23 protein-coding genes and 1 riboswitch are annotated in these 24,094 nt (G+C 61.9%); of the genes, 13 read left to right on the top strand and 10 right to left on the bottom strand.

The genetic code is table 11. The annotated features are described in order from the left end of the window. The first annotated feature begins 4 nt into the window (after positions 1-4). On the top strand, positions 5-574 hold the full coding sequence (locus EV286_RS17190; RefSeq protein WP_132958364.1) for an OmpA family protein: 570 nt from the start codon (positions 5-7) through the stop codon (positions 572-574). Positions 575-865: 291 nt separating this feature from the next. Next, positions 866-1,645, top strand: a complete 780-nt coding sequence (locus EV286_RS17185; protein WP_132958363.1) for a DUF1194 domain-containing protein — start codon at positions 866-868, stop codon at positions 1,643-1,645. A 71-nt stretch (positions 1,646-1,716) separates the two neighbouring features. Here EV286_RS17185 and EV286_RS17180 read toward each other — a convergent pair whose 3' ends face one another. Beyond that, a complete protein-coding gene (locus tag EV286_RS17180) occupies positions 1,717-2,100 on the bottom strand; it encodes a YciI family protein (RefSeq protein WP_132958362.1) in 384 nt (127 codons plus the stop codon). 244 nt (positions 2,101-2,344) lie between these two features. On the opposite strand from EV286_RS17180, the gene EV286_RS17175 reads away from it, so the two are divergent. Then, positions 2,345-3,967, top strand: a complete 1,623-nt coding sequence (locus EV286_RS17175; protein ID WP_132958361.1) for an ABC-F family ATP-binding cassette domain-containing protein — start codon at positions 2,345-2,347, stop codon at positions 3,965-3,967. A 57-nt stretch (positions 3,968-4,024) separates the two neighbouring features. Here EV286_RS17175 and EV286_RS17170 read toward each other — a convergent pair whose 3' ends face one another. The 3 genes from EV286_RS17170 to EV286_RS17160 form a co-directional block, all read right to left on the bottom strand. Then, positions 4,025-4,807, bottom strand: a complete 783-nt coding sequence (locus EV286_RS17170) for an ATP-binding cassette domain-containing protein (protein WP_132958360.1) — start codon at positions 4,805-4,807, stop codon at positions 4,025-4,027. Next, positions 4,797-7,055, bottom strand: a complete 2,259-nt coding sequence (locus EV286_RS17165; protein WP_132958359.1) for an ABC transporter permease — start codon at positions 7,053-7,055, stop codon at positions 4,797-4,799. The genes EV286_RS17170 and EV286_RS17165 overlap by 11 nt, the downstream gene beginning before the upstream one ends. A gap of 79 nt (positions 7,056-7,134) precedes the next feature. Then, positions 7,135-8,220: a substrate-binding domain-containing protein gene (locus EV286_RS17160; protein WP_132958358.1), complete on the bottom strand. Its 1,086-nt coding sequence runs from the start codon at positions 8,218-8,220 to the stop codon at positions 7,135-7,137. Positions 8,221-8,599: 379 nt separating this feature from the next. Here EV286_RS17160 and EV286_RS17155 point away from each other — a divergent pair, with 379 nt between their 5' ends. Together EV286_RS17155 and EV286_RS31990 are read left to right on the top strand one after the other, a co-directional pair. Beyond that, the gene (locus EV286_RS17155; RefSeq protein WP_132958357.1) at positions 8,600-9,139 is read left to right on the top strand and encodes a c-type cytochrome; all 540 of its coding nucleotides are present in this window, start codon (positions 8,600-8,602) and stop codon (positions 9,137-9,139) included. A 193-nt stretch (positions 9,140-9,332) separates the two neighbouring features. After that, positions 9,333-9,503: a hypothetical protein gene (locus EV286_RS31990; protein WP_165932867.1), complete on the top strand. Its 171-nt coding sequence runs from the start codon at positions 9,333-9,335 to the stop codon at positions 9,501-9,503. A 28-nt stretch (positions 9,504-9,531) separates the two neighbouring features. On the opposite strand, the gene EV286_RS17150 is transcribed toward EV286_RS31990, so the two are convergent. The 3 genes from EV286_RS17150 to EV286_RS17140 form a co-directional block, all read right to left on the bottom strand. Then, positions 9,532-10,263: a phosphatase PAP2 family protein gene (locus tag EV286_RS17150; protein ID WP_132958356.1), complete on the bottom strand. Its 732-nt coding sequence runs from the start codon at positions 10,261-10,263 to the stop codon at positions 9,532-9,534. A gap of 370 nt (positions 10,264-10,633) precedes the next feature. Continuing rightward, on the bottom strand, positions 10,634-11,146 hold the full coding sequence (locus EV286_RS17145; RefSeq protein WP_132958355.1) for a cytochrome P460 family protein: 513 nt from the start codon (positions 11,144-11,146) through the stop codon (positions 10,634-10,636). 195 nt (positions 11,147-11,341) lie between these two features. Further along, on the bottom strand, positions 11,342-12,235 hold the full coding sequence (locus EV286_RS17140) for an AraC family transcriptional regulator (RefSeq protein ID WP_132958354.1): 894 nt from the start codon (positions 12,233-12,235) through the stop codon (positions 11,342-11,344). A gap of 134 nt (positions 12,236-12,369) precedes the next feature. Between EV286_RS17140 and EV286_RS17135 the strand changes: the two genes are divergently transcribed. Then, positions 12,370-13,125, top strand: coding sequence for an SDR family oxidoreductase (locus tag EV286_RS17135; RefSeq protein ID WP_132958353.1), 756 nt, complete (start codon positions 12,370-12,372; stop codon positions 13,123-13,125). A 99-nt stretch (positions 13,126-13,224) separates the two neighbouring features. Here EV286_RS17135 and ribB read toward each other — a convergent pair whose 3' ends face one another. The 3 genes from ribB to EV286_RS17120 all read right to left on the bottom strand — a co-directional run bounded on the left by ribB (position 13,225) and on the right by EV286_RS17120 (position 16,040). Continuing rightward, entirely contained in the window at positions 13,225-13,887 is a 663-nt protein-coding gene (ribB, locus tag EV286_RS17130; protein WP_132958352.1) for a 3,4-dihydroxy-2-butanone-4-phosphate synthase, read from the bottom strand. A 123-nt stretch (positions 13,888-14,010) separates the two neighbouring features. After that, positions 14,011-14,156, bottom strand: a riboswitch (FMN riboswitch). 108 nt (positions 14,157-14,264) lie between these two features. Next, positions 14,265-15,047, bottom strand: a complete 783-nt coding sequence (locus EV286_RS17125) for a glucose 1-dehydrogenase (RefSeq protein WP_132958351.1) — start codon at positions 15,045-15,047, stop codon at positions 14,265-14,267. A 36-nt stretch (positions 15,048-15,083) separates the two neighbouring features. Beyond that, on the bottom strand, positions 15,084-16,040 hold the full coding sequence (locus EV286_RS17120; protein ID WP_132958350.1) for a sugar-binding transcriptional regulator: 957 nt from the start codon (positions 16,038-16,040) through the stop codon (positions 15,084-15,086). Positions 16,041-16,316: 276 nt separating this feature from the next. Between EV286_RS17120 and EV286_RS17115 the strand changes: the two genes are divergently transcribed. From EV286_RS17115 to EV286_RS17085, 7 genes are all read left to right on the top strand, one after another. Further along, positions 16,317-17,189 carry a transketolase gene (locus tag EV286_RS17115; protein ID WP_132958349.1) on the top strand — a complete coding sequence of 291 codons (873 nt, stop codon included), beginning with the start codon at positions 16,317-16,319 and terminating at the stop codon, positions 17,187-17,189. After that, entirely contained in the window at positions 17,189-18,145 is a 957-nt protein-coding gene (locus tag EV286_RS17110; protein ID WP_132958348.1) for a transketolase C-terminal domain-containing protein, read from the top strand. Before EV286_RS17115 ends, EV286_RS17110 begins: the two co-directional genes overlap by 1 nt. A gap of 3 nt (positions 18,146-18,148) precedes the next feature. After that, positions 18,149-19,666 carry an FGGY family carbohydrate kinase gene (locus tag EV286_RS17105; RefSeq protein WP_132958347.1) on the top strand — a complete coding sequence of 506 codons (1,518 nt, stop codon included), beginning with the start codon at positions 18,149-18,151 and terminating at the stop codon, positions 19,664-19,666. A gap of 48 nt (positions 19,667-19,714) precedes the next feature. Beyond that, the gene (locus EV286_RS17100; protein ID WP_132958346.1) at positions 19,715-20,695 is read left to right on the top strand and encodes an ABC transporter permease; all 981 of its coding nucleotides are present in this window, start codon (positions 19,715-19,717) and stop codon (positions 20,693-20,695) included. A gap of 126 nt (positions 20,696-20,821) precedes the next feature. Continuing rightward, a complete protein-coding gene (locus EV286_RS17095; protein ID WP_245500748.1) occupies positions 20,822-21,700 on the top strand; it encodes a substrate-binding domain-containing protein in 879 nt (292 codons plus the stop codon). Between the two features lie 62 nt (positions 21,701-21,762). Then, positions 21,763-23,292, top strand: coding sequence for a sugar ABC transporter ATP-binding protein (locus EV286_RS17090; protein ID WP_132958344.1), 1,530 nt, complete (start codon positions 21,763-21,765; stop codon positions 23,290-23,292). Positions 23,293-23,311: 19 nt separating this feature from the next. Further along, positions 23,312-24,076 (top strand): SDR family oxidoreductase, encoded by a 765-nt coding sequence (locus EV286_RS17085; RefSeq protein ID WP_132958343.1) that lies wholly within the window; start codon positions 23,312-23,314, stop codon positions 24,074-24,076. Positions 24,077-24,094: the final 18 nt, after the last annotated feature.

Below are 24,094 nucleotides of genomic sequence, written 5' to 3'. Positions count from 1 at the left end.
GACAATGTTGAAGAAGAGATTTCGTGCGTTCCTCGCGGCTGGTCTTTTGATGGTCCCCGGATACGTCGCGTCCCAGGAACTAAGTGACAAGCAGCTCGTCGAGACGTTGGGTCAGGTGCAGGGAGCGGCACCGGCCGTCGATGTTGCCGTGCTGATACAAGAGGCCACGGCGCGTGCAGGCAAGGGCGTGGCGATGCTCCCGGATTGGCAGCAGTTGTCGAAGCTTTCCCAACTGATCGTGGAGATCGATTTCGAGAACGACTCCATTGCAATCGAGCCGGAATCCTATCGAACTGTCGGACTGATAGCGGATGCCTTGCACCATCCGAACCTGCGTCAATACAAGTTTCTGGTTGTTGGCCACACCAGTTCGACGGGCGATGCCAAACACAATCTGATGCTCAGTCAGAAGCGGGCTGATGCGATCACCGAGGCACTTTCTACGACCTTCGCCGTATCGCCGAACCGCCTGTTCTCGATCGGCGTCGGGGAGGAATGGCCAGTCGATGCTGCCCATCCGACAGCCGCGGACAACCGGCGGGTACAGCTGATCAACCTTGGAATCGTGAGGTAGTCGAAAGTACCAAGTCCGCTCGCGGGGCTGATCCGGTGCCAAGGCAAACCTCGGCGACCCGCTCAAAGCGTCCCCAATGACCAGGTCATATCGACAAGTCCAGTGTCGATGTGACCTGAGCAACCGCTTGGCCTGGACCGCCTGGCTGTATTTCTGCGCCGTCGCGAGCTCCGCAAATCCCTCCGGATGAATCCATCACCGAAAGTTGACAGGAGGCCCGCAGCCGGGAGTCGCCCTCGCACGAGGCTGTGTTACAGTCCACTCCTTCGATGAGGCAGTGGTTGGGTTGCTATGCTTACAACACTCGCGATTCTCATGAGCCTCTCCGGCGCGGCGCCGACGCTCGCGCAAGCCGGAGAAAACGAAGTCGACGTGGAGCTGGTTCTGGCCGTCGATACATCGCGATCCATGGATTACGAGGAAGTCCGCATCCAGCGCGAGGGTTATGTCGAAGCACTCAGACACAAGGAATTCATCGACGCGGTGAGGGGTGGTCTCACGGGGCGCGTTGCAATCAGCTATTTCGAATGGGCAGGTTATGTGGTGCCGGATTCCACCATCGGCTGGCACGTGATCGAGACCGAGCAGGACGCGATTGATTTCGCCAACAAGCTCGAACAGCGACCGATCATAACCCAACGCCGCACCTCTATCTCCGCCGCAATTGCCGAAGGCGCCGCGATGATCGTCTCCAGTCCCCATCATGGCATGCGTCAGGTGATCGATGTTTCCGGGGACGGCACAAACAATTCCGGCAATCCGGTTGTGCCGACCCGCGACAAGGCGCTGGAAGCCGGCATCGTCATCAACGGGCTTGCGCTCATGCTGCGACCGTCCGGCGCGCCGGGCGGGCTCGACAAGTATTATGCGGATTGCGTCATCGGCGGCCCCGGTTCCTTCGTTTTGCCTGTCCACAAGATCGAGGACTTCGCCGTCGCGGTGCGCCGCAAGCTGGTCTTGGAGATCAGCGGCCTTACTCCGCCGTCGGGCGTGCAGAAAATTGCGACGAGCCAGCCGACCACCGATTGCATGATCGGCGAGCGGCAGTGGCAAGACCTCTTCGACCGCTGATTTTCACCTTTCCAAGAATTTCAGCTTGAATGCGCGATAGGGGACTTCAACATCGCGGCAAGGCGGAAAGGCTACCCCTCGTCGCTGGATGCCAGCGGCGCACCGGGTATGAAGAGCGAAATCGGCCGGATTTCATAGACGGCAGTCGGATTGGCCTTGCGCAAATCGCGGGCGGCGGCAACGGCCTCCTCGAGCGTCGGAAAATCCACGACATAGAAGCCGAGCAGCTGTTCCTTGGTTTCCGCGAATGGGCCGTCGATGACCATCCCGTCACCTTTGCCTCGCAAGGTGACAGCACGCTGTGTCGAACCAAGCCGTGCGGCCGGTCCCAGGTGTTTCTCCTCGACGAGGCGGTCATTGACCTGAAGCAGCTCATCCATCAGCGCCGCATCTTCCTCCTTGGTCCAGGATTCGACCACTTCCTCTTCGTGATAGGCCAGAATGGCGTAAAGCATAGATCGTTCCTCCTCATGCATCCGGGAATTTCGCCGGGGCGAGTTTCACCGCCCGTGCTCTTCAAAGTCCAGACTTATTCAACCGAAATTCGAAAACTTCTCGCATGCCGCGTGGCACACCCTGTGGTCAGGCATTCGGCCGGATCTCAACCGCGCTCAATCATGTTGCAGTGCATCTGATCGCGTGACAGGGCCGCCGAGGCATGGCATAGGGTGGCCCGCAACCCACCAGGCTTCCTTCCCCATGATCCGCATCGAAAATATCAGCAAGTCCAACAGCCATCGCATCCTCTACATCGAAGCCTCAGCGGCCCTGAACCGCGGCGAAAAGATCGGCCTCGTCGGCCCGAACGGAGCCGGAAAGACGACGCTGTTTCGCATGATTACCGGCGAGGAACTGCCGGACGAGGGCCAAGTCTCGGTCGAGAAGGGCGTGACGGTCGGCTATTTCGACCAGGACGTCGGCGAAATGTCCGGGCATTCGGCCGTCGCTGAAGTCATGGAGGGCGCCGGTCCGGTCAGTGCCGTGGCGGCGGAACTGCGCGAGCTCGAAGCCGCCATGTCGGATCCGGATCGCATGGATGAACTGGATGCGATCATAGAGCGCTATGGCGAAGTACAGGCGCGCTACGAGGAACTCGACGGCTACGCGTTGGAGGGGCGTGCCCGCGAGGTGTTGGCCGGGCTCAGCTTCAGCCAGGAGATGATGGACGGCGATGTCGGAGGGCTTTCAGGCGGCTGGAAGATGCGCGTGGCGCTCGCCCGCATTCTCCTGATGCGCCCGGACGTGATGCTGCTCGACGAACCGAGCAACCACCTTGATATCGAGAGCCTGATCTGGCTCGAGGATTTCCTCAAGGGCTATGACGGCGCCTTGCTCATGACGTCGCACGACCGCGAGTTCATGGACCGGATCGTCACGAAAATCATCGAGATCGATGGTGGTTCCCTGACGAGCTATTCCGGCGACTACGGCTTCTACGAGGAGCAGCGGGCGCTGAACGAACAGCAGCAACAGGCCCAGTTTGAACGCCAGCAGGCGATGCTTGCCAAGGAGATTAAGTTCATCGAGCGCTTCAAGGCCCGCGCATCTCACGCCTCGCAGGTCCAGAGCCGCGTGAAGAAGCTTGAGAAGATCGATCGCGTCGAGCCGCCGCGCCGCCGCCAGACGGTAGCCTTCGACTTCCTGCCGGCTCCGCGCTCGGGTGAAGACGTCATCAACCTCAAGAATATCCACAAGGCCTATGGCAGCCGGACGATCTATGACGGCCTCGACTTCATGGTGCGCCGGCGCGAACGCTGGTGCATCATGGGCATCAATGGCGCCGGCAAGTCGACCCTGCTGAAGCTCGTCACGGGCACGGCCTCACCGGACAAGGGCACCGTGACGATCGGCGCCAACGTCAAGCTCGGCTATTTCGCCCAGCATGCGATGGACGTGCTCGACGGCGACAGCACCATCCTTCAGTGGCTTGAGGAGCGCTTCCCCAAGGCCGGGCAGGCGCCGCTGAGGGCGCTATCGGGCTGCTTTGGCTTTTCCGGGGATGACGTCGAAAAGCGATGCCGCGTGCTCTCCGGCGGAGAGAAGGCGCGGCTGGTGATGGCGGCGATGCTGTTCGACCCGCCGAACCTTCTCGTCCTCGACGAGCCGACCAACCATCTGGACGTCGATACAAAGGCAATGCTGATCAAGGCGCTCTCGGCCTACGAAGGCACCATGCTGTTCGTCTCGCACGATCGTCATTTCCTGTCGGCGCTTTCCAACCGCGTCCTCGAACTCACAGAGAATGGGATCCACCAGTATGGCGGCGGCTACTCCGAATATGTGGAGCGGACGGGACAAGAGGCGCCGGGTCTGCATCGGTGATCGGCTTGTGGCACTTCGACATAGCGGGTGCCGCGCAAAAGCATCTCTATCGGCCGGTCAGGCTTTCCTTGCCTGGTCGGCGGTGCGCGCCTGCTCGCGGGTGCCGGAAACGATGATCTCCAGGACCTCGTGTTCATCCGTATGCTTGATGAAGCGGTCGCCGACATACTCGCCGCGCTTCAGGACCATGACGCGGTCGCCGACCGCGAATATGTCGACCAGACGATGCGAGATGATGATCTGGGCGACGCCCTGCTTCTTCAGTTCCAGCATCGTTTCCAGAAGCCGCTCGGTTGCCATGACCGAAAGATTGGCGGTCGGCTCGTCAAGGATCACGACGCGCGGGTCGAAGGAGATGGCGCGGGCAATCGCGACGGATTGCTGGCGCCCGCCCGAAAGGCTCTCGACTTTCTGGTAGACCGAGTTGACATCGACCTTGAGGCGTTTGAGCACCTTGTCGGCTTCGGCATACATCTTGCGTCGGCTGACGAACGGGCCGCTTAGCGGCCAGCGCCCGAGAAAGATGTTCTGGCCGACATCCATGTTCCCGCAAAGCGCGAAATCCTGGTAGATCATCTCGATGCCGGCGTCGCGGCTCTCGTGCGGGCTCTTGAAATGCACCGGCTGGCCGGCGACGAATATCTCGCCGGCATCGCGCTGGTAGGCGCCCGTCAGGATTTTCATCAGCGTCGATTTACCTGCGGAATTGTCGCCGACGAGGCCCAGGATTTCGCCGGGATAGAGCACGAGGTCCACTGAACGCAAAGCTTGCACAGCCCCGAAGGCCTTTTCGATGCCGCGCATTTCCACGATCGGTGTGCCTTCGGCGTCATTGCGCATGGGTTACCTCCGCTGCCTGCCGTTGTCGCGCCAGGCGGGATCGCAGGCGCCCGAAGATGTTGGCCTGGCGCACCCAGATGTCGACGAGCACGGCGAAGATCAGGATGACGCCGATGAAGACGTTGATCCAGTGCTGCGGCATGGTGAAGCCCTGTACGTTCAATTGCAGAAGCGCCCGTACCAGCGTGATTGCCGCGGCTCCGGCGAGCGAGCCGATGATGGTGCCGTAGCCGCCGAAGATGGATCCGCCGCCGATGATGACAGAGGCGATGGCGTCGAGTTCGCGGAACTGGCCGGCGACGGGATTGAAGCTGCGGAAGTAGGCGATGTTGATGATGCCGGCCATGGAGGCACAGAGCGCCGACAGCAGAAGCGCAATGAAACGGACGCGGTTCGTGTTTATGCCGGCATAGGCCGCGGCGCGGAGATTGCCCCCGGTGGAAAGGACCTTCAGCCCGAGGGGCATGTAGGCGAGCACCATACCGGCGAGAAGGGCGACGAGCGCCATCCAGATCGTCTGCACGCTGACAACCTCGGCAACGGTGCGAACGAAGCCCGGCGGAAGCTCAAGGCCGAAATGGAGGAGAACGTCGTTCGCCTTGCGGCCGAGCAGGTTGTAGCTCTCGGGCCATCCGGTAAGCTGCTGGCCGGCGACAAACCAGGCGGCAAGGCCGCGCGCGATATAAAACATGCCGAGCGTCGCGATGAAGGCGGGCAGCTTGAAACCGATCGTGACCGTGGCGTTGACCAGGCCCGCCGCCATCCCCGCCAGCAGGCCCATGGCCACGGCCGTCATAGGGTCGGCGCCCACCACCTTGAGGAAATAGGCCGCCGTGCTGCCGGCAAGCGCTAGCACCGCTCCGACTGAGAGATCGATGTCGCCGGCCGCAATGACATAGGTAAGCCCGACCGCGATGATCGCGAGTTCGGTGTAATTGAGCAGAATCGCGAAGGTGTTGGAGAGATTCCACCAGTAGTCCGGCCTGAGGGCGAGCCCGGTCAGCCACAGGAGCACCGTCAGGATGATGGCAAGCGCATCGCGACGCGCGAGAAACCTGCCGAACCCCGTCGCCGACAAGGCAAGATCGCTTGCCATGCCTCCCTTGGTCTGCACGCCCTCTATCGCGACCCCGCCGATCTCGTAGGCGGGAGGTGGTGGCCTGCCGCGCAGCCACGCCCAGAACCGGCCGGCAGCCTGGCGGCGTATGAGGTACGGCTCGATCAGCACTGCGGTGACGAGGAGGAGGCCGAGGAAGACCAGCACCGCGCCCGCCGGCAGGGTGAACTTTGCGTTGACCGGGGTCGGCTCGCCGTCGATGACGACGATGCGCGTGATCGGCCAGCCTTCGCGCAGCACCTTGTCGACCAGGACGACCACCACTGCCCCCAGGCATGAACCGATTACGCGGCCGCGGCCTCCGAGGATCGATGCGCCGCCAATGATGACGGATGCGATCACGGTGAGTTCCCAGCTGACGCCGTAAAGCGGCGTGACGCCCTTGTCCTGCGCCGCCGACAGGAGCGCGGCAAGGGTCGCGCAGAGCGATGAGATCAGGTAGGCGCGTATGCGCACCCAGCGCGTTGCAATGCCTGCGTAGACGGCCGCCTGCTCGTTGCCCCCGGTGGCGAAGGTCTCATAGCCCCAGCGCGTCTTCGCGAGGACAATCGCACCGACCACGGCAACGGCGGCAAAGATCAGGATCTGGTTGTTGAAGCCGAGGACATTCGTTTCACCGAGGTGAAAAAAGAGGGGATGCGCGCCCGCCTTGTCGGAATAGTAGATCGCCTGGCCGTGGGTGAGTGCAAGCACGAAGCCGCGGCCGATGAAGAGGATCGTCAGCGTCGCGATGAATGCCGGCGCCTTCAGGATGGTGACGAGCACCCCGTTGAGAAGGCCGATGGCCGTACCCAGGAGCAGGCAGAGAACGATCGAGGTGACGATGCCGAAATCGAGAAAGCTCGGCGCAAAGAGCCGGGCGAACACTACGGCGACGAGGCCGTAGGTGGAGCCGACGGAAAGATCGAGATCCTTGTTGACGATCACAAAGGTCATCCCGACGGCGATGATGCCGACACGGGACGTGTCGCGAAGAAGGGCGTGAAGCGCCTCCGTGGATGCGAAGAAGGTCGGGTTGATGAACGCCCCGACGACATAAAGGAGGATAAGAAACAGGAGAAGCCCGACCTCCCAGCCTCCGGCAAGTTGCCGGGGCGCGGGGCCGAGCGATGTCGTCGTGGTGGTGGCCATGGGCTTTCGTCCGATCGGTCGCTACCTTTACGCGGGGCGGGCCGTAGCCTCGCCCCGTGCCTGAATTGGCTCGAGCCAATCAGTTCTCGAAACGCTTGCCGACCTTGGCGACGTTGTCCTTGGTCACCAGCTGGGCCCTCGTGTCGAGATTGGCCGCGGAGATACCGCGATCAATCTGCAGGTAGAGCTGCATCACAGGCCAGAAGCCCTGCAGGAATGGCTGCTGGCCGAGCGAGCCCGTCAGATTGCCGGCGGCGATGCCCTCCTGCTGCGCCGGCCCGAGATCGAAGCCGAAAGCGCAGAACTTGTCTGTCAACCCCATCTGGGCGACGGCCTTGACGAGGGGCGGTGTGAAGACGTTGTTGGCGGTAAAGGCGCCAACGGCATCACCGCGCGACTCGAACAACGAAACGAGCGCATTGACCGGATCGTTCGGGTTGGTGTCGATGCCGACGTTCTCGGGGCCGGCGTCGACCTTGAAGTTCTCGAGCTTGCCGGCATCCTTCAAGGTCTTGACGATGGCATTGAAGGCCGCGGTCACACGGTTGTTCACCTCGATATTGCCCATTGCCGTCGAGGATGGCAGCAGGATCGAGCCGCTGTCCTTGCCGCTGGCGAGTACGCACTTGGCGAGCGCCTCGCCACCGATTGCCGCCGCCGATGCATCCTGGCCGGTATGGCTGATGCCATTGCGGTTCATCATCGTCCCGTCATAGGAGTTCGTCGTGGCGACCGGAATGCCCTTCGCCTCGGCTGCCTTGACGATGTCGTTGTAGGCGCCGACCTGCGGTGTCGTCATGATGACGCCATCGATCGTCGGATCCTGGACGATCTGGTTCAGGATTTCGATCTCGCGGGCGGGATCGTCCACCGGCGACTCCGATCCAAGCAGCAGGATCTTGGCGCCGATCAGGTTGCCGGCCACGGTTGCCCCGACATAGACCGGATCGAAGAAGCCGTTGCCGGCCGTGTGGGTGACGATGGCAAAGGTGAGATGCCCGTCGTCCGAATGGAAGTTCTTCGTTTCAGGGGATTCCTTCGCGGCCTCCTCGAAACTGTAGCCCCCGACGGCCTTCTCTACACTGCCTGACTGTGCGGATGCATACGAAACGCCAAGCGACAGCGCCGCGACAGATGTCGCCGCGTTCAACAGAATACGCCTCATGACTTTTCCTCCCTCGTAACGGGAGAAAGCCGTTCGGATGCGTTTGTTAAAGATGGCCGAATGGCCTCCCCCACCGCGCTCATATTCAACCTAATACTAATATAAGTAAATGAGGAACGTGCAGCGAGATCCCATTATTTTGGAAAGGAAGAGACGCAGGGCACGCTCGTTTTGCGCAAGGGACGCCGGCCTGCCCTCAATGTGCGATCAGCAAGGAAGCAGCCGGTCTGGCCCTGGCCGGCTGTCGAGACGACCAGGAATTGCGCGGCCAGCCGCGTTTCAGTTGCAACCGAATTCGTTGCAAAGGTCCGGGGCGCTGAAATATTCGTCGAAATCGCAACGGCTAGAACAAGTCCGCTTGATCACGAGAGGACTAGTTATGCAGAAACAGACCAATGCTTCGAATGTGCCCAGCCGCCGCAAATCTGCGGTCGGAATTCTTGGAATTGCAGCCTTTCTCCTCTCCTTCGCAAATGCATCGGCGCAGGACCCGGTGGAGCGTGGGAAATACCTTGTTGGCATTGCGGGATGCAATGACTGTCACACGCCGGGTTACTTTCTCGGGCGGCCGGATCAGGATCGTTATCTCGGCGGTTCGGACGTGGGCTTCTTCGTACCTGGGCTCGGAACCTTCGTTGGTCCTAACCTCACTTCGGACCGGGAGACAGGTATTGGCGCCTGGTCCCGCGATCAGATTGTCACCGCTCTCCAGGCGGGCACGACCCCCGATGGGCGCGAACTCGCACCAATCATGCCGTGGCGGGCCTTTGCGGGGCTGACAAAGGAGGATGCTTACGCAATTGCCGACTATCTCAAGACCCTGCCTCCTCTGAAGCACAAGGTGCCCGGACCGTTCGGTCCCAATGAAGAGGCAACCCTTCCAGTCTTCAAGATCGCCATGCCTGCCGACGGAAAATGATTGCGACGGACATGCCAAATCGGCCGGCACGCAAGGTCGAAGGGGCCGCGCCATCGGCGCCGACCCGGGACCCGGGCCGGCCGAAGTCTTCGCAGTTGGATTATTCGGGCGCGCGGCGTTGCGACCAGCGCAGGGTGCGGTCTTGACTTTTCTTCAGGTTATGAGAACATAAAGTGAACAGATGGAGGTTCACATGACCCGGACCGAGGAAGTGATCGCCCGTGCAATGGCTTTCGTCGCAGCATCGCAGGCTGCGCGTGAGCGGGCAAAGGAGCAGCGCGTCGAGTGGCAGAAGCGGGTGGAGCTTAGTCGCCCTCTTCCCCCGCTGCCTCGGCCCGTGCAGCTGCCGCTGGACCTGCACTGATCCTTTCCAGCCGGCGCCAGCCGCTTCTTCAGCTCTCGGAAAGTCGCGCTTCGAGCGTAAGCAGCCCAACGAAAACGACAATCGACAGCAGCCAGCCGAGCAGGGCATCGGAGGCGTAGTGGGCGCCGACGGCAACCCGGAGAAAGGCAGTCGCCAGCGACGCGGCGACAACCGGCGGCGCTATCCACCGGCGGTAGCGCGGCGGCAGCAGAAACAGAAGGCAGATCAACCAGCCGGCGCCCGATGCTTCGCCCGAAACGAAAGAGCAATTTCGATTGCAGGCCCCAAGGAAGGAGCCGGCGGGCATGAAGTCCATCTGGCCGCCGAAGAGATTGGTCTCGATCGGCCGAGGTCGGCCTGAGTGCTCTTTCAGCAGGCCGTTCACGATCAGGCCCGTCCCGAGACCGACGCTGACGAGGGCTATCCAGAGCCGGCGGAACGGCATGCGCTCGTGCAATGCCGAGGACAGATTGCCGACTATTATGGCGATCACGACGATTCCGGCGGCAAGGTAGGGCAGGCGATATAGAACCCACCGGGCCGTCTGCACCGATGCCTCTGTCGCCAACGGGAAATGACCGCACGGGATCTGCGGGTTTCCGGGCTGGCAGACCGGTCCACTGAAGAAAAACGCCGATATGTCGATATCGATTGCCGGCAGGACATGAAAAATCGACAGGATCAAAAACCAGAGTGCGACTAGGGCGAAGAGCGGTGTCGTGTTCGCTCGGCGCTGTCGCGAAATTGCGTAGAATGTCATATTTCGTCTCAATGGGAGCGTAGGAAAGCCTGTGCTCCGGCGTTATTGCTCGCTCGCCTGACACCTGCCTGAAAGCCACGGCGCCATCGCATTACGAGCGCAGCCCCGGTCGATGGCTCGGCGCTTACGCGGCACTCTGGGATCTGTACGGTCAGAGAATTTTCGTCTTGTGGATCACCAACTGGACCAACCAGTGGATCACGATAGCGGCCTGAACGAAGGCTCGATCTTGGCAGGTTCGAGTACATTTCCGCAGGCGAAATCCGCATCGGTAGCCGCGTCGGCAGCCAGATGGCACTATTCCTTCTTCGTCGACTTTGACGGGCGCGGTCAAGGACTGACGGCGATGGCCGCAGGGCCGTAGTTCTGTCTACGGTGCGTAGCGCGTGAAGACATAGTCATGATTCTGTACCCGTGCCTCGTGACAGGGGAGACAGGTCTGGTGCTGCGCCTCATCGACAGGTTTGCCATCGATGAAGCGGCCAAACCCCCAGCCGTGGCTATCGGGATACTTCTTTGAATCCTTTACCATCACCTGGACAGTGGTGGGCACCCCAGGGACGCTCGCCGGTTCGAACTCCGACGATTGAACGCGCTTCCACGCGAGCTTCACAAGGATTGAGCCATCCGGAAAGGGGAGGGTCTTATTTTCATAGGCCCGGACAGCGATGTCGTTTCCGACAACCGCCCGTAATTCGTCCAGTGGGGCGGCCTCTTCCGCGGGCGCGATGAACTGCCATTTGCGGTAGCCGTCGGGAATCGTAACCCCGTAGATCGGGGACGCCTCCTTGTTGGGCTGGCTTTCCGCGGCTTTCGACACGGATGGAAGAACATTCGTGGCAACTACGGCCATCGCCATTAGCCCAAGACAGGCACGCTTCATCGCGGTCTCCTCTAGCATTCCTGCTTCAACTCACGCGCCGGCGCGGGCGCCGAAGCAGCACAGGATCGCGAGGGTAGTGGTTTCATTCCACTGCGAATTGTAGAAAAGTCGCGCCGAAGAAGAGGGATTCGGCAACTCTTGAGCAAGCATCGATGACGCGCGTCTGCTGATCCAACTGTAGTTCCTGAGAAGTGCCTAGACCGCTGCTGCTGCTCCATTCCTGGCAGTCTCCGTTTCCCGAACGGGTGGCAGGCCGAACATCCGGCCATACTCTCGCGTAAACTGCGACACGCTCTCGTAGCCGACCGCAAACGCGGCACTACTGGAGCTCACGCCCTCCGACAGCATCAACCGCCTTGCTTCGATCAGGCGCAACTGCTTCTGGAACTGCAACGGCGAAAGAGTCGTCACGGACCGGAAATGCTGATGGAACGAGGACGCGCTCATTCCGGCCACGGCGGCCAGCCGCTCGACAGGCAGGGGATGCGCGAACTCCGCGCGAAGCACGGCCACTGCTCGTGCGACGCGCTGCCTTTGACCATCCGGCCAGCCAAGATGCCGGATCGCCGCGCCATGGCGACCTGCCAGAAGCCAATAATGCATCTCGCGCACGAGCTGGGCTTGCAGCACGGGCACCGATGCAGGGCGCTCGAGCAGTCGCATCAGTCGCAGCGCTGCATCTGACACTTCCTGATCGGTGGGATCGACCCGTATCTGCTCGCCGCGGCCGGGCGGTACTGCCGTCATCTCAGCCGTCAGATCTGCGATCACCGCCGGGTCCAGATCCAGGACGAGCGAAAAATAGGGCACGGCCCTGCTCGCACGGGTGATCTGGCTTACGGTGGGCACGTCGGCGGCGATCAGCAGCGAGTCGCCGGCGCTGAAGGTGAAGGACCGGTTTCCCATGGTGACATGTTTCGTTCCCTGCACGACCAGACACACGAGTGGCTTGGGTATCGCGTAGTCGAGGCCACTGGGCGACGTGGCACGAATGGCCGTCAGTCCTGCAATGGGCGTGCGCGCAACGCCGCCTGGATCCGAATAGGCCTCGGCATACCGGCGAACTGCGTCGAGGAGGGTGTCTGTCATGGCTCCACGTTAACCGATGGCGGGCCGTCGCGTAAACTCGCCTTGGAGGATTAGGCAAAGAACGCCGAGTATCCGGCAACAGCGATACGTTCCCATACCCGATATTGCGTTGGTCACAACAACGGAGGTCCAGGATGACCAAGATCGCAATCGTCACCGGTGCGAGCCGCGGGCTCGGCCGCAATACCGCACTCAACATCGCCAACAGGGGCGGGGACGTCGTCATCACCTATCATAGCCGCAGCGACGAAGCGCGCGCCGTCGTCGCCGAGATCGAAGCGATGGGCCGTAAGGCCGCTGCACTTCAGCTCGACACCGGCAATGTCGCCACCTTCTCCGCCTTCGCCGATCGCCTGAAGGCGGTGCTACGTGAAAACTGGCAGCGGGACACCTTCGATCACCTCGTCAACAATGCCGGCCATGGCGACTACGCGCTCATCAGCGACACGACGGAGGAGCAGTTCGACAAACTGGTCGACGTCCACTTCAAGGGCGTGTTCTTTCTCACCCAGAAGCTGCTGCCGATGCTCGCCGACGGTGGCCGAATCGTGAACCTTTCCTCGGGCCTGACGCGCGTCTCCGCACCCGGCTGGTCCGCCTATTCGGCCGTCAAGGGTGCGGTCGAGGTGCTGAGCGTCTACATGGCCAAGGAACTCGGCGGCCGCGGCATCGCGGTCAACACGGTGGCGCCGGGGGCGGTGGAAACCGATTTCTTTGGTGGTGCAGTCCGGGATACGCCGGACTTCAACAGGTTCTTTGCCGACATCACCGCGCTCGGCCGCGCCGGCCTGCCTGATGACATCGGCCCGATGATCGCGGGACTGCTGTCTGAGGAAAACCGCTGGGTGAACGCGCAGCGTATCGAAGTCTCCGGCGGCCAAGGCATCTAGCCGGTTCCCGAAACTTCTCGACACCGGCGAGACAAAGCTCGCCGGTGTCGGCACGAACGCACTCTCACTTAAAGTGTCAGGGAGCTACGATTGGGCCGCTCAGGCCACCGACCTCATCTCGGATACTTGGATACCTTCCAGGTCGTGCTGTGATTGTCCCGACCTCAGATAATCAATCAAATCCTCGATCGTCACCAGGAGGAGATTGTGCCGCTTGGCGAAAACCTCGAGATCGGGAAGGCGGGCCATCGTGCCGTCGTCGTTGGCGACCTCACAGATGACTCCCGAGGGCGTCTTGCCGGCGAGGCGCGCAAGCTCCACAGCCGCTTCGGTATGGCCGGGGCGGGCGAGAACGCCGTCCGGATGCGCGCGAAGCGGAAATATATGCCCCGGCCGCGCGAAATCGGCGCCGCGCGTCCGCTCATCGACCAAGGCACACACGGTGGCGGCTCGGTCCGCCGCGGAAATGCCGGTGCTGGTTCCCGGTATGTAGTCGACTGAGACCGTGAACGCGGTCTTGTGCGATTCAGTGTTGCGGGGAACCATCAGCGGGATGTCGAGCGCGTCGAGCCGCTCGCCCTCCATCGCCACGCAGATAAGGCCGCGCGCGCGGCTCATCATGAACGCGATTGCCTCGGGCGTCACGGAATCGGACGCGACGACGATGTCGCCCTCGTTCTCGCGGTCCTGGTCGTCGACAACGACAACCATTTCGCCGCGGGCAATCGCCGCAATCGCATCCTCAATTTTCGAAATCGTCATGCACTTTGCCTTTCAAGGGTTATGCCGGGGAGCCGGCATTTTCTGCGCCCCAAAACTCGTGGACGCCAAATTTCCCTTGGGCGAACAAGCATCGATGAGCCTTCGGAGAGAAGGCTCCTCCTGCGTTGTCCTCTTCCATCCGGACTATACCGTCGGCTCCGGCCTCTCACCGGATCTGCTGACCTTCCGCGGCTGCGGAAGCGCTCGCGGGCTCCGGGATTTCTCCCGATACCGCCGGTGGGGAATTTCGCCCCGCCCTGAGAACAGCCTGAACATAGGTTCGAGATGGGTGGGAAAGCAAGGGGCCCTGCTTTCCCTGATGCGCATATCAGGCCTGCCCACAGTGAACACATCGTTCACCGGGGGCGATCGCCGGATTACGACATGATGAGGCCGCCGTCGACGTTGATCGTCTGGCCGGTGATGTAGGCCGCATCGTCGCTGGCAAGGAAGGTCACGAGGCCCGCAACATCTTCGCCCGTGCCCGCGCGCTTCATCGGAATGCCCTTGACCCATTCCTTCATCAGTTCGCCGGGACCGTAATTGCCGAGCAGCTTGCCCCATGCCTGGTCGTTATAGGCCCACATGTCGGTTTCGATGATCCCAGGGCAAAAGGCGTTTACGGTGATGTTCTCGACAGCGACTTCCTTTGCGAGGCTCTGAGTGATGCCGACGACGCCCATCTTCGATGCTGCATAGTGGGGGGTATAGATGAAGCCGTCGCGGGCCTGGCCGGAGGCGGTGTTGATGATGCGCCCGCCACGCTTGTGCTTGCGCATACGCAGGATCGCTTCCTGTGCGCAGAGGAAGACGCCCTTGGTATTGACGGCCATCACCTTGTCCCATTCGTTCTCGGTCATGTCCTCGATGCGGGCGATGGTGATGACGCCGGCGTTCTGGATGGACACGTCGACGGACCCGAATGCCTTTTCGGCAGCGTCGTAGAGCGCAACGACACTTGCCTTGTCCGTGACATCGCCGACGAAGGAGATCGCCTTGCCGCCTTCGCGCTTGATCTCTTCGGCAACGGCATGGACCGCTTCCTCGTTTGCAGAAACGACAAGGTTGGCGCCCTCTCGCGCAAAACGTTTGGCGATCGCGGCACCGATGCCGCGGCTGCCTCCGGTGATGACGACTGTCTTGTTTTGAAAGCGAGACATTGAACCTCCCTTGATGCTTTGGTTCGGTTGGTGAAGCTATGTGAGTTGGGTGAGGCGCTCGGCCGTAAAGCGGTCGGTCACCAGAACGTCGACGAGCTTGCCCCGCAGCGCTCCGGCGATCGCCTGGGTCTTGCGCTTGCCGCCTGCGGTCCCGATGACGCGGGGCACCGCGCGCAATTCTTCAAGTGTCATCCCGACGACGCGTTCGTAGATTTCGCCGGCGAGCGGTTCGCCCTCGGCCGTATAGAAGCGTAGGCAGATGTCACCGACGGCGCCGCGGCTCGAAAGCTCTTCGAGTTCGGTCTCGGTGAACGTGTTGCCCGAGTAGATCAGGTTCTGCGAAGGCGCCATGGCGCCGATGCCGACAAAGGCCGTCGTCACCCGCTTGAACTGCTCCATTGTTGACCTGACGTGGGGGTCGGAGAGGAGGATCTTCTTCGATTCCGGACAGCCGGTGACGCAAGGCGCGGGGAGAAGCTGCGGCACTCCGTTGGTCAGATGTGCGAGCCGCGTTGTGAGCTGTGTTGCGTGGATCTGCGCGCTCGGAACGCCGATGCCGCCCAGGAGCTGTATGACCCGCTCGGAGCTTACCCTTTTGATCGGGTGGATGTTGTCGAGCATCTGCTGGAGCGTGGCGCTCCAGCTCGATACGCCGATGACGTCGCCATCCTCGAGCGTCTGCTCCAGAAGATGGGCTGCGGCGACGCCGATTGCGGCAAACACCGCGTCATCGTTGTCTTCGCGACAGTCGGCGACGATCACTTCGGCAATGCCGTATTTCGTTCGAATGGCGGATTCGAGGTCGGGATAGGTGCCGCTCGGGGCGACCACCGAGACGCGAATGATTCCCTCCGCCTCGGCGCGGCGAAGGAGGCGCGATACGGAGGCCTGCGATATCCTCAGGATCTCCGAGATCTCGTTCTGCTTGAGTCCTTCCAGATGGTACATCTGGGCGACCCGCGTCATCAGGCGAAGTTCGTTGGTGCGGCTCATAAAAGGATAGACCCCTGCAATGTGTGGGCGCCGCCCCGTTGAATGTCGGCGCTCGGTCGAACTCCTACCCTTATGGAATAAAACGGCGGATTGGAACTTGCGGCTTGCATCCGGGGCACGCTGCGTACACCCGTCGCATCCGCTGGCCCTCCAAGGCCGCGCAACGGCTCCCTCTCGTTTTTTTCGATCCACGCTTGACATGGTTCGATCATGGCTTATCATGAATATTAAATCAAGACTGAATAAATATTCACACTGAATGACGGAGGAGATGCCATGACGGTCTCTGTGTGGCCCTCGAACAGCGCCATCGATGTTGCTCGCATTCGCAGCCTTGCGGATGCCGAGAAGGCGCAGAAGCTTGCAGCGATCGCGAAGCTTGTTCGCCGAAACATCGTAAAGATGATCGATGCGGCTGGGGCCGGCCATATCGGTGGCGACCTGTCCGTCACGGATATTCTCGTAACCGCCGTCTTCGGCGTCCTGAACGCCGATCCGGAGCATGCTGATGCACCCGGTCGCGACCGTCTCATCCTGTCGAAGGGGCACTGCGCCGCCGCACTTTACTCAACGCTGGCACTGCGCGGTTATTTCCCGGTCGACGATCTCAAGAGCTTCATGCAGCCGCTTTCGGCGCTCAATGGTCATCCGAATCGCCGCAAGGTGAGAGGCGTTGAGGCAAACACGGGTCCGCTCGGTCATGGTCTGCCGATCGGTGTCGGGTCTGCCGTCGCCTCCAAGCTTTCGCGGAAGAATTGGCAGGTCTTTGTGGTTCTCGGCGACGGAGAGCTGCAGGAAGGCTCCAACTGGGAGGCGGCGATGACGGCAGGGCACCGCAAGCTCGACAATCTCGTGGCGATCGTCGACCGCAATCGCCTCCAGCAGGGTGCGCGCACCGAAGATACGGCCTCGCTGGAACCGCTGGCGGAGAAATGGGCTTCCTTCGGCTGGAGCGTCGCGCAGATAGACGGCAACGATACCTCCGCCTTGCTCAAGACGTTCACCCAGCCGCGGGACGGCAAGCCGCTCGCGGTCATTGCAAATACGATAAAGGGCAAGGGAGTTTCCTTCATCGAGGACCGTGTCGAATGGCACCACAAGGTCCCTTCGAAGGAACAGGTCGAACTCGCACTCACGGAACTCGCCTAATGAACGCTTCCAGCGCAATCAAACCGGAAACTTTCGACTGCCGCGTCACATTTGCAGAAACGCTTATCGCCATGGCTGAAGCGGATGAACGCATCGTGGCGGTCTGCAACGACTCCGTCGGGTCGAGCAATCTCAACGCGTTCCGCGACCGCTTTCCCGACCGTCTGATCAATGTCGGCATTGCGGAACAGAATATGGTGGGTGTCGCCGCAGGCCTCGCCAACGGCGGGTTCATTCCCTTCGTTTGCGCGGCCGGCCCCTTCCTGTCCGGACGCGCCACCGAGCAGGTCAAGGCGGATATCGCTTATTCCAACTACGGTGTGGTTCTCTGCGCCATGAGCCCCGGCATGGCTTATGGCGAACTCGGCCCGACCCACCATTCGATCGAAGATCTGAGCTGGATGCGCGCCATCGACAATCTCGATGTGCTGGTACCGGCGGATCCGGCACAGACGCGGACTGCGATGCAGTGGGCGGCAGCGTCCGGCCGTCCGGTCTACATGCGTGTCGGCCGTTTCAAGGTTCCTTCCGTGACGCCGGCCGACAGCGACGCCCCATTCACCTTCGGCAAGATCGATGTGCATGGCCAGGGAACGGACGTGGCGCTGGTCGCAACCGGGACACTGGTCTCCCGCGCACTCGATGCGGCCGCGCTGCTGAAGTCGGAAGGCATCTCCGCCCGCGTGCTGAACGTGTCGACGATCAAGCCGATTGACGTCGAGACAATCGTCAAGGCGGCCAGCGAGACGCGCGGCCTTGTAGTCGCTGAGGAAGGCGTGCTGGCGGGTGGTCTCGGCGCCGCGGTTGCAACGGTTCTTGCCGAACACCATCCGGCACGGGCAAAGCTTATGGGCGTCACGAGCTTTGCTCCAACCGGTTCGAACGAGTTCCTGCTTGAGCATTTCGGGCTGACGGCAAAGGGCATTGCCGACGCCGCAAGGCAACTGGTGGGCTAGCCGATGTCTCGTCCGCTCATCCTCGCCATCGATCAGGGCACCGGCTCAACCAAGGCTCTCTTGGTGGATCGCGAAAGTCGCGTCGTTGCCCGCGGACAGTGCCCGCTCGGCCTTGCGACCCCGCAGGCGGGCTGGGTGGAGCAGGATGCCGAAGAAATCTGGCAAAGTGTCCTGAAGGCAATTGCTGCCGCGGTTACTCCGGAGCTCTCCTCGAATGTCGTCGCCATCGGCCTTTCGACGCAACGCGAAAGCTGCGTCATCTGGGAGCGGTCGACCGGCCGGGCGCTGACCCCGCTTCTGTCCTGGCAGGACCAGCGAACGCTTGCCCTTTGCCAGGCTATCCCGGAGGCGGAACAACGCATGATCCGCGCCAAAACCGGGCTGCCGCTCGATCCGATGTTCTCCGCGGTCAAGGCTCAGTGGCTGCTCGATCGCATCAATCCCGATCGGACCAGGGCCAGGGCGGGAGAAATCTGCATCGGCACGATCGATTCCTTCCTTATCTATCGGCTCGGCGGCGGTCATGTCGTCGAACTAGGCAACGCCTCGCGCATGCAACTCGTCGATCTCGACAAGGCCCGGTTCGACGAGGGACTTCTGGACCTGTTCAAGATTCCGGCGGCGGCCCTGCCGCGGATCGTTCCTTCCAGCTTCGAATTCGTTCGCGTAAAGGGCATCGCAAATATTGCCGACGGCACGCCCGTCACGGCGGTGCTGGCCGATTCACATGCCGCGCTCTTCGCCCACGGTGCCTTCGAGCCCGGCAAGGTGAAGGCAACGCAGGGAACGGGCTCCTCCGTGATGGGGCTCTACGACAGCAGGACCCCGTCGGAGAAGATCGATCTCGGCGTGTGCCGGACCATCGCCTGGCAGACGGACAGCATCGCCTACGCCTTCGAAGGCAACATCCGCTCGGTCGGTTCGACGTTGATCTGGCTTGCCGACCTCTTGGGTATCGACACCGACACGCTTGCAAAGCTTGCATCGGACGTTCCCGACAGCGGCGGTGTTGCTATCGTGCCGGCCTTCGGCGGCTTGGGCTCGCCCTACTGGGATGCGGATGCCGTCGGGCTCGTCGGCGGCATCGTGCTTGGAACATCGCGTGCGCAGGTAGCACGCGCGGCGGTCGATTCCATTGCCCATCAGATCGTCGACGTTCTCGACCGCGTACGCGCGTCGGGTCTTTCCGTCGAACGGCTCTATGTCGATGGCGGACCGACGAAGAACGATCTGCTGATGCAGTTCGAGGCCGACATGGCTGGCGTGCCGGTCGCGCGTCCTGAGATGGCGGAGCTGTCGGCGCTTGGCGCGGCCCACCTTGCGGGCGTCGGCGCAGGCATCTGGACATTTGCGGATCTGAAGGCACTGCCGCGCGATGGCACGGTCTTCACGCCGGCGACCGATGACGTCCGTCGGCAGAGACTGCGGATGGAATGGAGGCGAATGGTGGCCCGATCGCGCGGTCATTCCGTAAACGGGCGTGGAGATGCTCGGAGTGCAGGCGTAGCGACCACCTACTGAATTCAAGTTGCAGCGGCTCGAAAGAGCATAAGCGGCAGGGAGGTATCAATGAGTGAAATCTCGGAACAGGCAGTGACGAAGCCTGGTGGCATTAACATTTCCTTCGTCAAGAAGATATCGGGGCCGCTGGTGGGCCTGATCATCCTCTGCGTCTTCTTCTCCCTGACATCGGAATACTTCCTGTCGGCGCGCAACGGTCTGAACGTCCTCGACCAGATCACCGTTCTGGGCATCCTGGCGATCGGAATGACGCTGGTGATCGTCATCGGCGGCATCGACCTCTCGGTCGGTTCGGTACTCGCCTTCTCGATGATGATGATGGGCGTGATGGAGCGACAGCTCGGCCTTCCGCTCGGTCTTGCGATCGTCGTCGGCGTGCTGACCGGCGCGCTCTGCGGTCTCGTTTCCGGACTGCTGGTGACCGTCGCGAAGCTGCCGGCCTTCATAGCGACGCTGGCCGTGATGTCGGCGACGCGCGGGCTTGCGAATATCCTGACCGAAGGCAAGCAGATCGTCGGCTATCCGGAATGGTTTACCTCGCTGGCGACCGTTCGGCAGTTCGGCTTTCTGTCGATGACTGTCGCCACCTTCATCGTGATCGCGATCGTCGCAGCGCTCATCCTCAAATACCGTCCTGCCGGGCGCAACCTCTTCGCCATCGGCGGCAATCCCGAGGTTGCCCGTCTCGCCGGCATCAAGGTCAACCGCGCAACATGCATCGTCTACGCAATCAGCGGCGCCCTGGCCGGGATCGCTGCCGTCGCCTTTGCCGCGCGTCTAGACAGTTCCCAGCCGAGCGCAGGTCTCGGCTATGAACTGGACACCATCGCTGCGGTCGTCATCGGCGGCGCATCGCTCTCGGGCGGCGTCGGCTCCATCTCGGGCACCGTCATTGGCGTCTTCATCATCGGCGTTCTCCGGAACGGCCTCAATCTCCTCGGCGTGTCGCCGTTCGTCCAGCAGGTGCTCATCGGCATTGTGATCGCCGCGGCTGTAACCTTCGACACGCTTGGACGCAAGAGGAGGTGACCAGCACCAGGGAGGGGGTGCGTGATCTCTGTCAACTCACAGGCCCAAGGCCAACAATCTTAACAAGTGGAGGAATGCATGAAAAATTCTATTCGTCTTTTTGCAACAACGGTTGCTTTCAGCGTGATGGCCTTTGCCGCGCACGCCCAGGACAAGGTCACCATCGGTCTCGCTGTGGCGAACCTGCAGGCGGACTTCTTCAACCAGATCAAGGAATCCGTTGAGAAAGCCGCCAAGGATCAGGGCGTGGAAGTCGTGACTGTGGACGCCAAGGGCGACAGCGCGACGCAGGTGAGTCAGATCCAGGACCTGATTACGCGTCAGATCAAGGCGCTGATCTATATCCCGGCCGGCGCAACGGCAGCCACCGTTCCCGTCAAGGCCGCCAAGGAAGCCGGCATTCCGGTCGTGACCGTAGACCGCAATCCCGACGGCGCGCCCGGCGATACCTTCATCGCGACCGACAGCGTTGCCGCAGCCAAGGAGCTTGGCGACTACGTCTGCAAGGTCTCGGGCGGCAAGGGCGTGCTCGCGATCATCCAGGGACAGCTCGGCACGACGCCGGAGCAGGACCGCGACAAGGGCTTTACCGAGGCAATGACAAGTTGCCCGGGCATTTCGGAAGCCGGCCGCCAGGCGTCCAATGCCTGGATGCAGGACGAAGGCTTTGCGATCGCTCAGGATATGCTCCAGCGTAATCCGAACATCAGCATCTTCTTCGGGCGTGCTGACGCGCTTGCGCTCGGCGCTGCGCAGGCTGCCAAGGTTGCCGGTCTGACGGATGCCGTTATCGTCGGCTTCGACGGTGACCGCGCCGGCCTGGAAGCGGTCAAGGCTGGCACGCTCAAGGCCACCATGACCCAGCAGACGCAGGGCATGGGCCGGCTCGCCCTCCAGTCCGCCCTCGACCTGGTCGGCGGCAAGAAGCTCGCTCCCGAGCAGCTGCAGCCCGCGACGCTCACGACCACCGACAACGTCGACGGCTTCATCAAGGAACATCCCTGATCAATGTGCCGCGCCCGCCACATGGCCGGGCGCGGCAGCTCATATCGTGAAGGAGGAACGACATGGCGACAACCCCGGTTCAGCAATCTCACCAAGTCCCGGACTCTGGCTCCGGCGAGGTCGTTCTATCCGTCCGCAATATCTCGAAGACTTACGGCAAGATCACTGTCCTCCAGAACGTCAGTTTCGATATTCGCAAGGGCGAGGTAGTTGCCCTTCTCGGGGAGAACGGCGCGGGCAAGTCGACGCTGTCTTCCATCATTGCAGGCCTGGTTCCTCCCAGCGAAGGGCAGATGACGTGGCAGGGGCAACCCTACGCCCCGTCATCTCCCTCCGATGCGCTGTCCGCTGGGATCGGACTGATCCACCAGGAGATGCGTCTGCTGCCCGAACTGTCGATTGCGGAGAACATCTTCGTCGGCCGGCTTCCGGTTCGTGGCGGGCGGATCGACAACATCGAGATTTACCGACGTGCCGGCGAGCAGCTCAAGCGCCTGGGGCTCAACATCTCGCCGGCAACCAAGGTGAAGGAACTGCGTGTCGCGGCCCAGCAGCAGGTCGAAATTGCAAAGGCGCTGACGCTCGACGCGCGTTTCCTGATCCTGGACGAGCCGACCGCTGCGCTTGGCGGCGAAGAGACTGACAGGCTCTTCGAGCAGATCGAGCGCCTGAAACGCGAAGGCGTTTCCTTCATCTATATTTCCCATCGCCTCGAGGAAATTGCGCGTATCGCGGACCGGGTAATCGTGCTTCGCGACGGCGAACTCGTGACGAGCTTCGATCGCGCGGACGTGCCGGTTGGCGCGGTGGTGGAGGCGATGGTCGGCCGTACGCTGGACCGCATGTTTCCGGCGCTGCCGGCACCGGGCGCAAGGCCGCTCTTGGAGGTCAGGAATCTTTCCTCCGCGGTTGGCGATTTCAGCGATGTTAGCTTCAGTGTTGCCACGGGCGAGGTCCTTGGCATCGCCGGCATCATCGGTGCCGGTCGTACGGAGCTCGTCCGGGCGATCGCCGGTGCCGATCCGATCAAATCCGGTTCGGTGTCGGTCGACGGGAGCGTAATCACGCTGAACGGTCCGGCAGACGCCATCGCTGCCGGCATCGTCCTCGTGCCTGAGGACCGCAAGCTGCAAGGCCTGGTGCTCGACCACACGATTGCCAACAACATCGCACTCGGCAATTACCCTCGCATCAGCGACAGCGGTTGGGTAACGCCGGGAGCGATCACGGGCTTTGCTTCAAAAGCCATCAAGCGCTTCGGGATCAAGGGACGGCCGGAACAGAAGGCGAGCGAGCTTTCTGGTGGCAACCAGCAGAAGATCGTCATTGCGCGCGCAATTTCGGTCGGCCCGAAGATCGTCATCCTCGACGAGCCGACGCGCGGCATCGATGTCGGCGCGCGCTCTGCGATCTACGACGTGATCGCGGAGCTTGCCGGGCAGGGTATGGCGGTGGTTGTCGTCAGCTCGGATCTCGATGAGGTTCTCGGCCTGTCACACAAGGTCCTGGTCATGGCGCGTGGCCGGAACCAGGGCATTCTTCAGGGGCAGGAAGCGACCCGCCACACCGTCATGGAGCGGGCGACCGCCTAGTCATTTTCAGGAGACACGCATGTCACTTTTCTCACTCGATGGCGAAGTCGCGTTCGTAACCGGAGCCGGCAGCGGCATCGGTCAGGCGATTGCAATCGGTCTTGCGGAGGCCGGAGCGAATGTCGCTCTCTTCGATCTTCCTTCCAGTGCGGGACTATCGGAGACCCTTGCCGCGGTAGAGGCCAAGGGCCGCAAGGGTGTTATCGTCGGGGGCAGCGTGACCAGCGAAAGCGACCTTGCGGGCGCAGTAGCAAAGACGGAGCGCGAGCTCGGCCCGCTTTCCGTTGCGGTGAATTCAGCGGGCATCGCCAATGCAGCGCCCGCCGAAGAAATGCCGCGCGACCGTTGGCAGCACATGCTCGACGTCAACCTGACCGGCGTCTTCCTTTCCTGCCAGGCGCAGGCACGTGTCATGATCCCGCGAAAGAAGGGCTCGATCGTCAATATTGCCTCGATGTCCGGGTCGATCGTCAATCGCGGACTGAGCCAGGCTCACTACAACACGTCGAAGGCGGGCGTCATCCATCTCTCCAAGAGCCTCGCGATGGAGTGGGTGGCACATGGGCTGCGCGTCAACGCCATCAGCCCGGGCTATACGCTTTCGCCGATGAACAAGCGTCCCGAGGTCGCCGAGCAGCTCAAGATCTTCCAGTCCGAGACACCGATGGCGCGCATCGCGACCGTCGACGAGATGGTGGGGCCGGCCGTCTTCCTTTCCAGCAAGGCTGCATCTTTCGTCACAGGCCACGATCTTCTTGTCGATGGCGGCTTCACGGCCTGGTGATTGCCTTCGTGCCGGTCT

Origin of the sequence: Rhizobium sp. BK251, from assembly GCF_004345245.1 — a bacterium.
Classification (GTDB): domain Bacteria; phylum Pseudomonadota; class Alphaproteobacteria; order Rhizobiales; family Rhizobiaceae; genus Rhizobium.
This window is presented reverse-complemented; position numbering and strand designations above follow the sequence as displayed.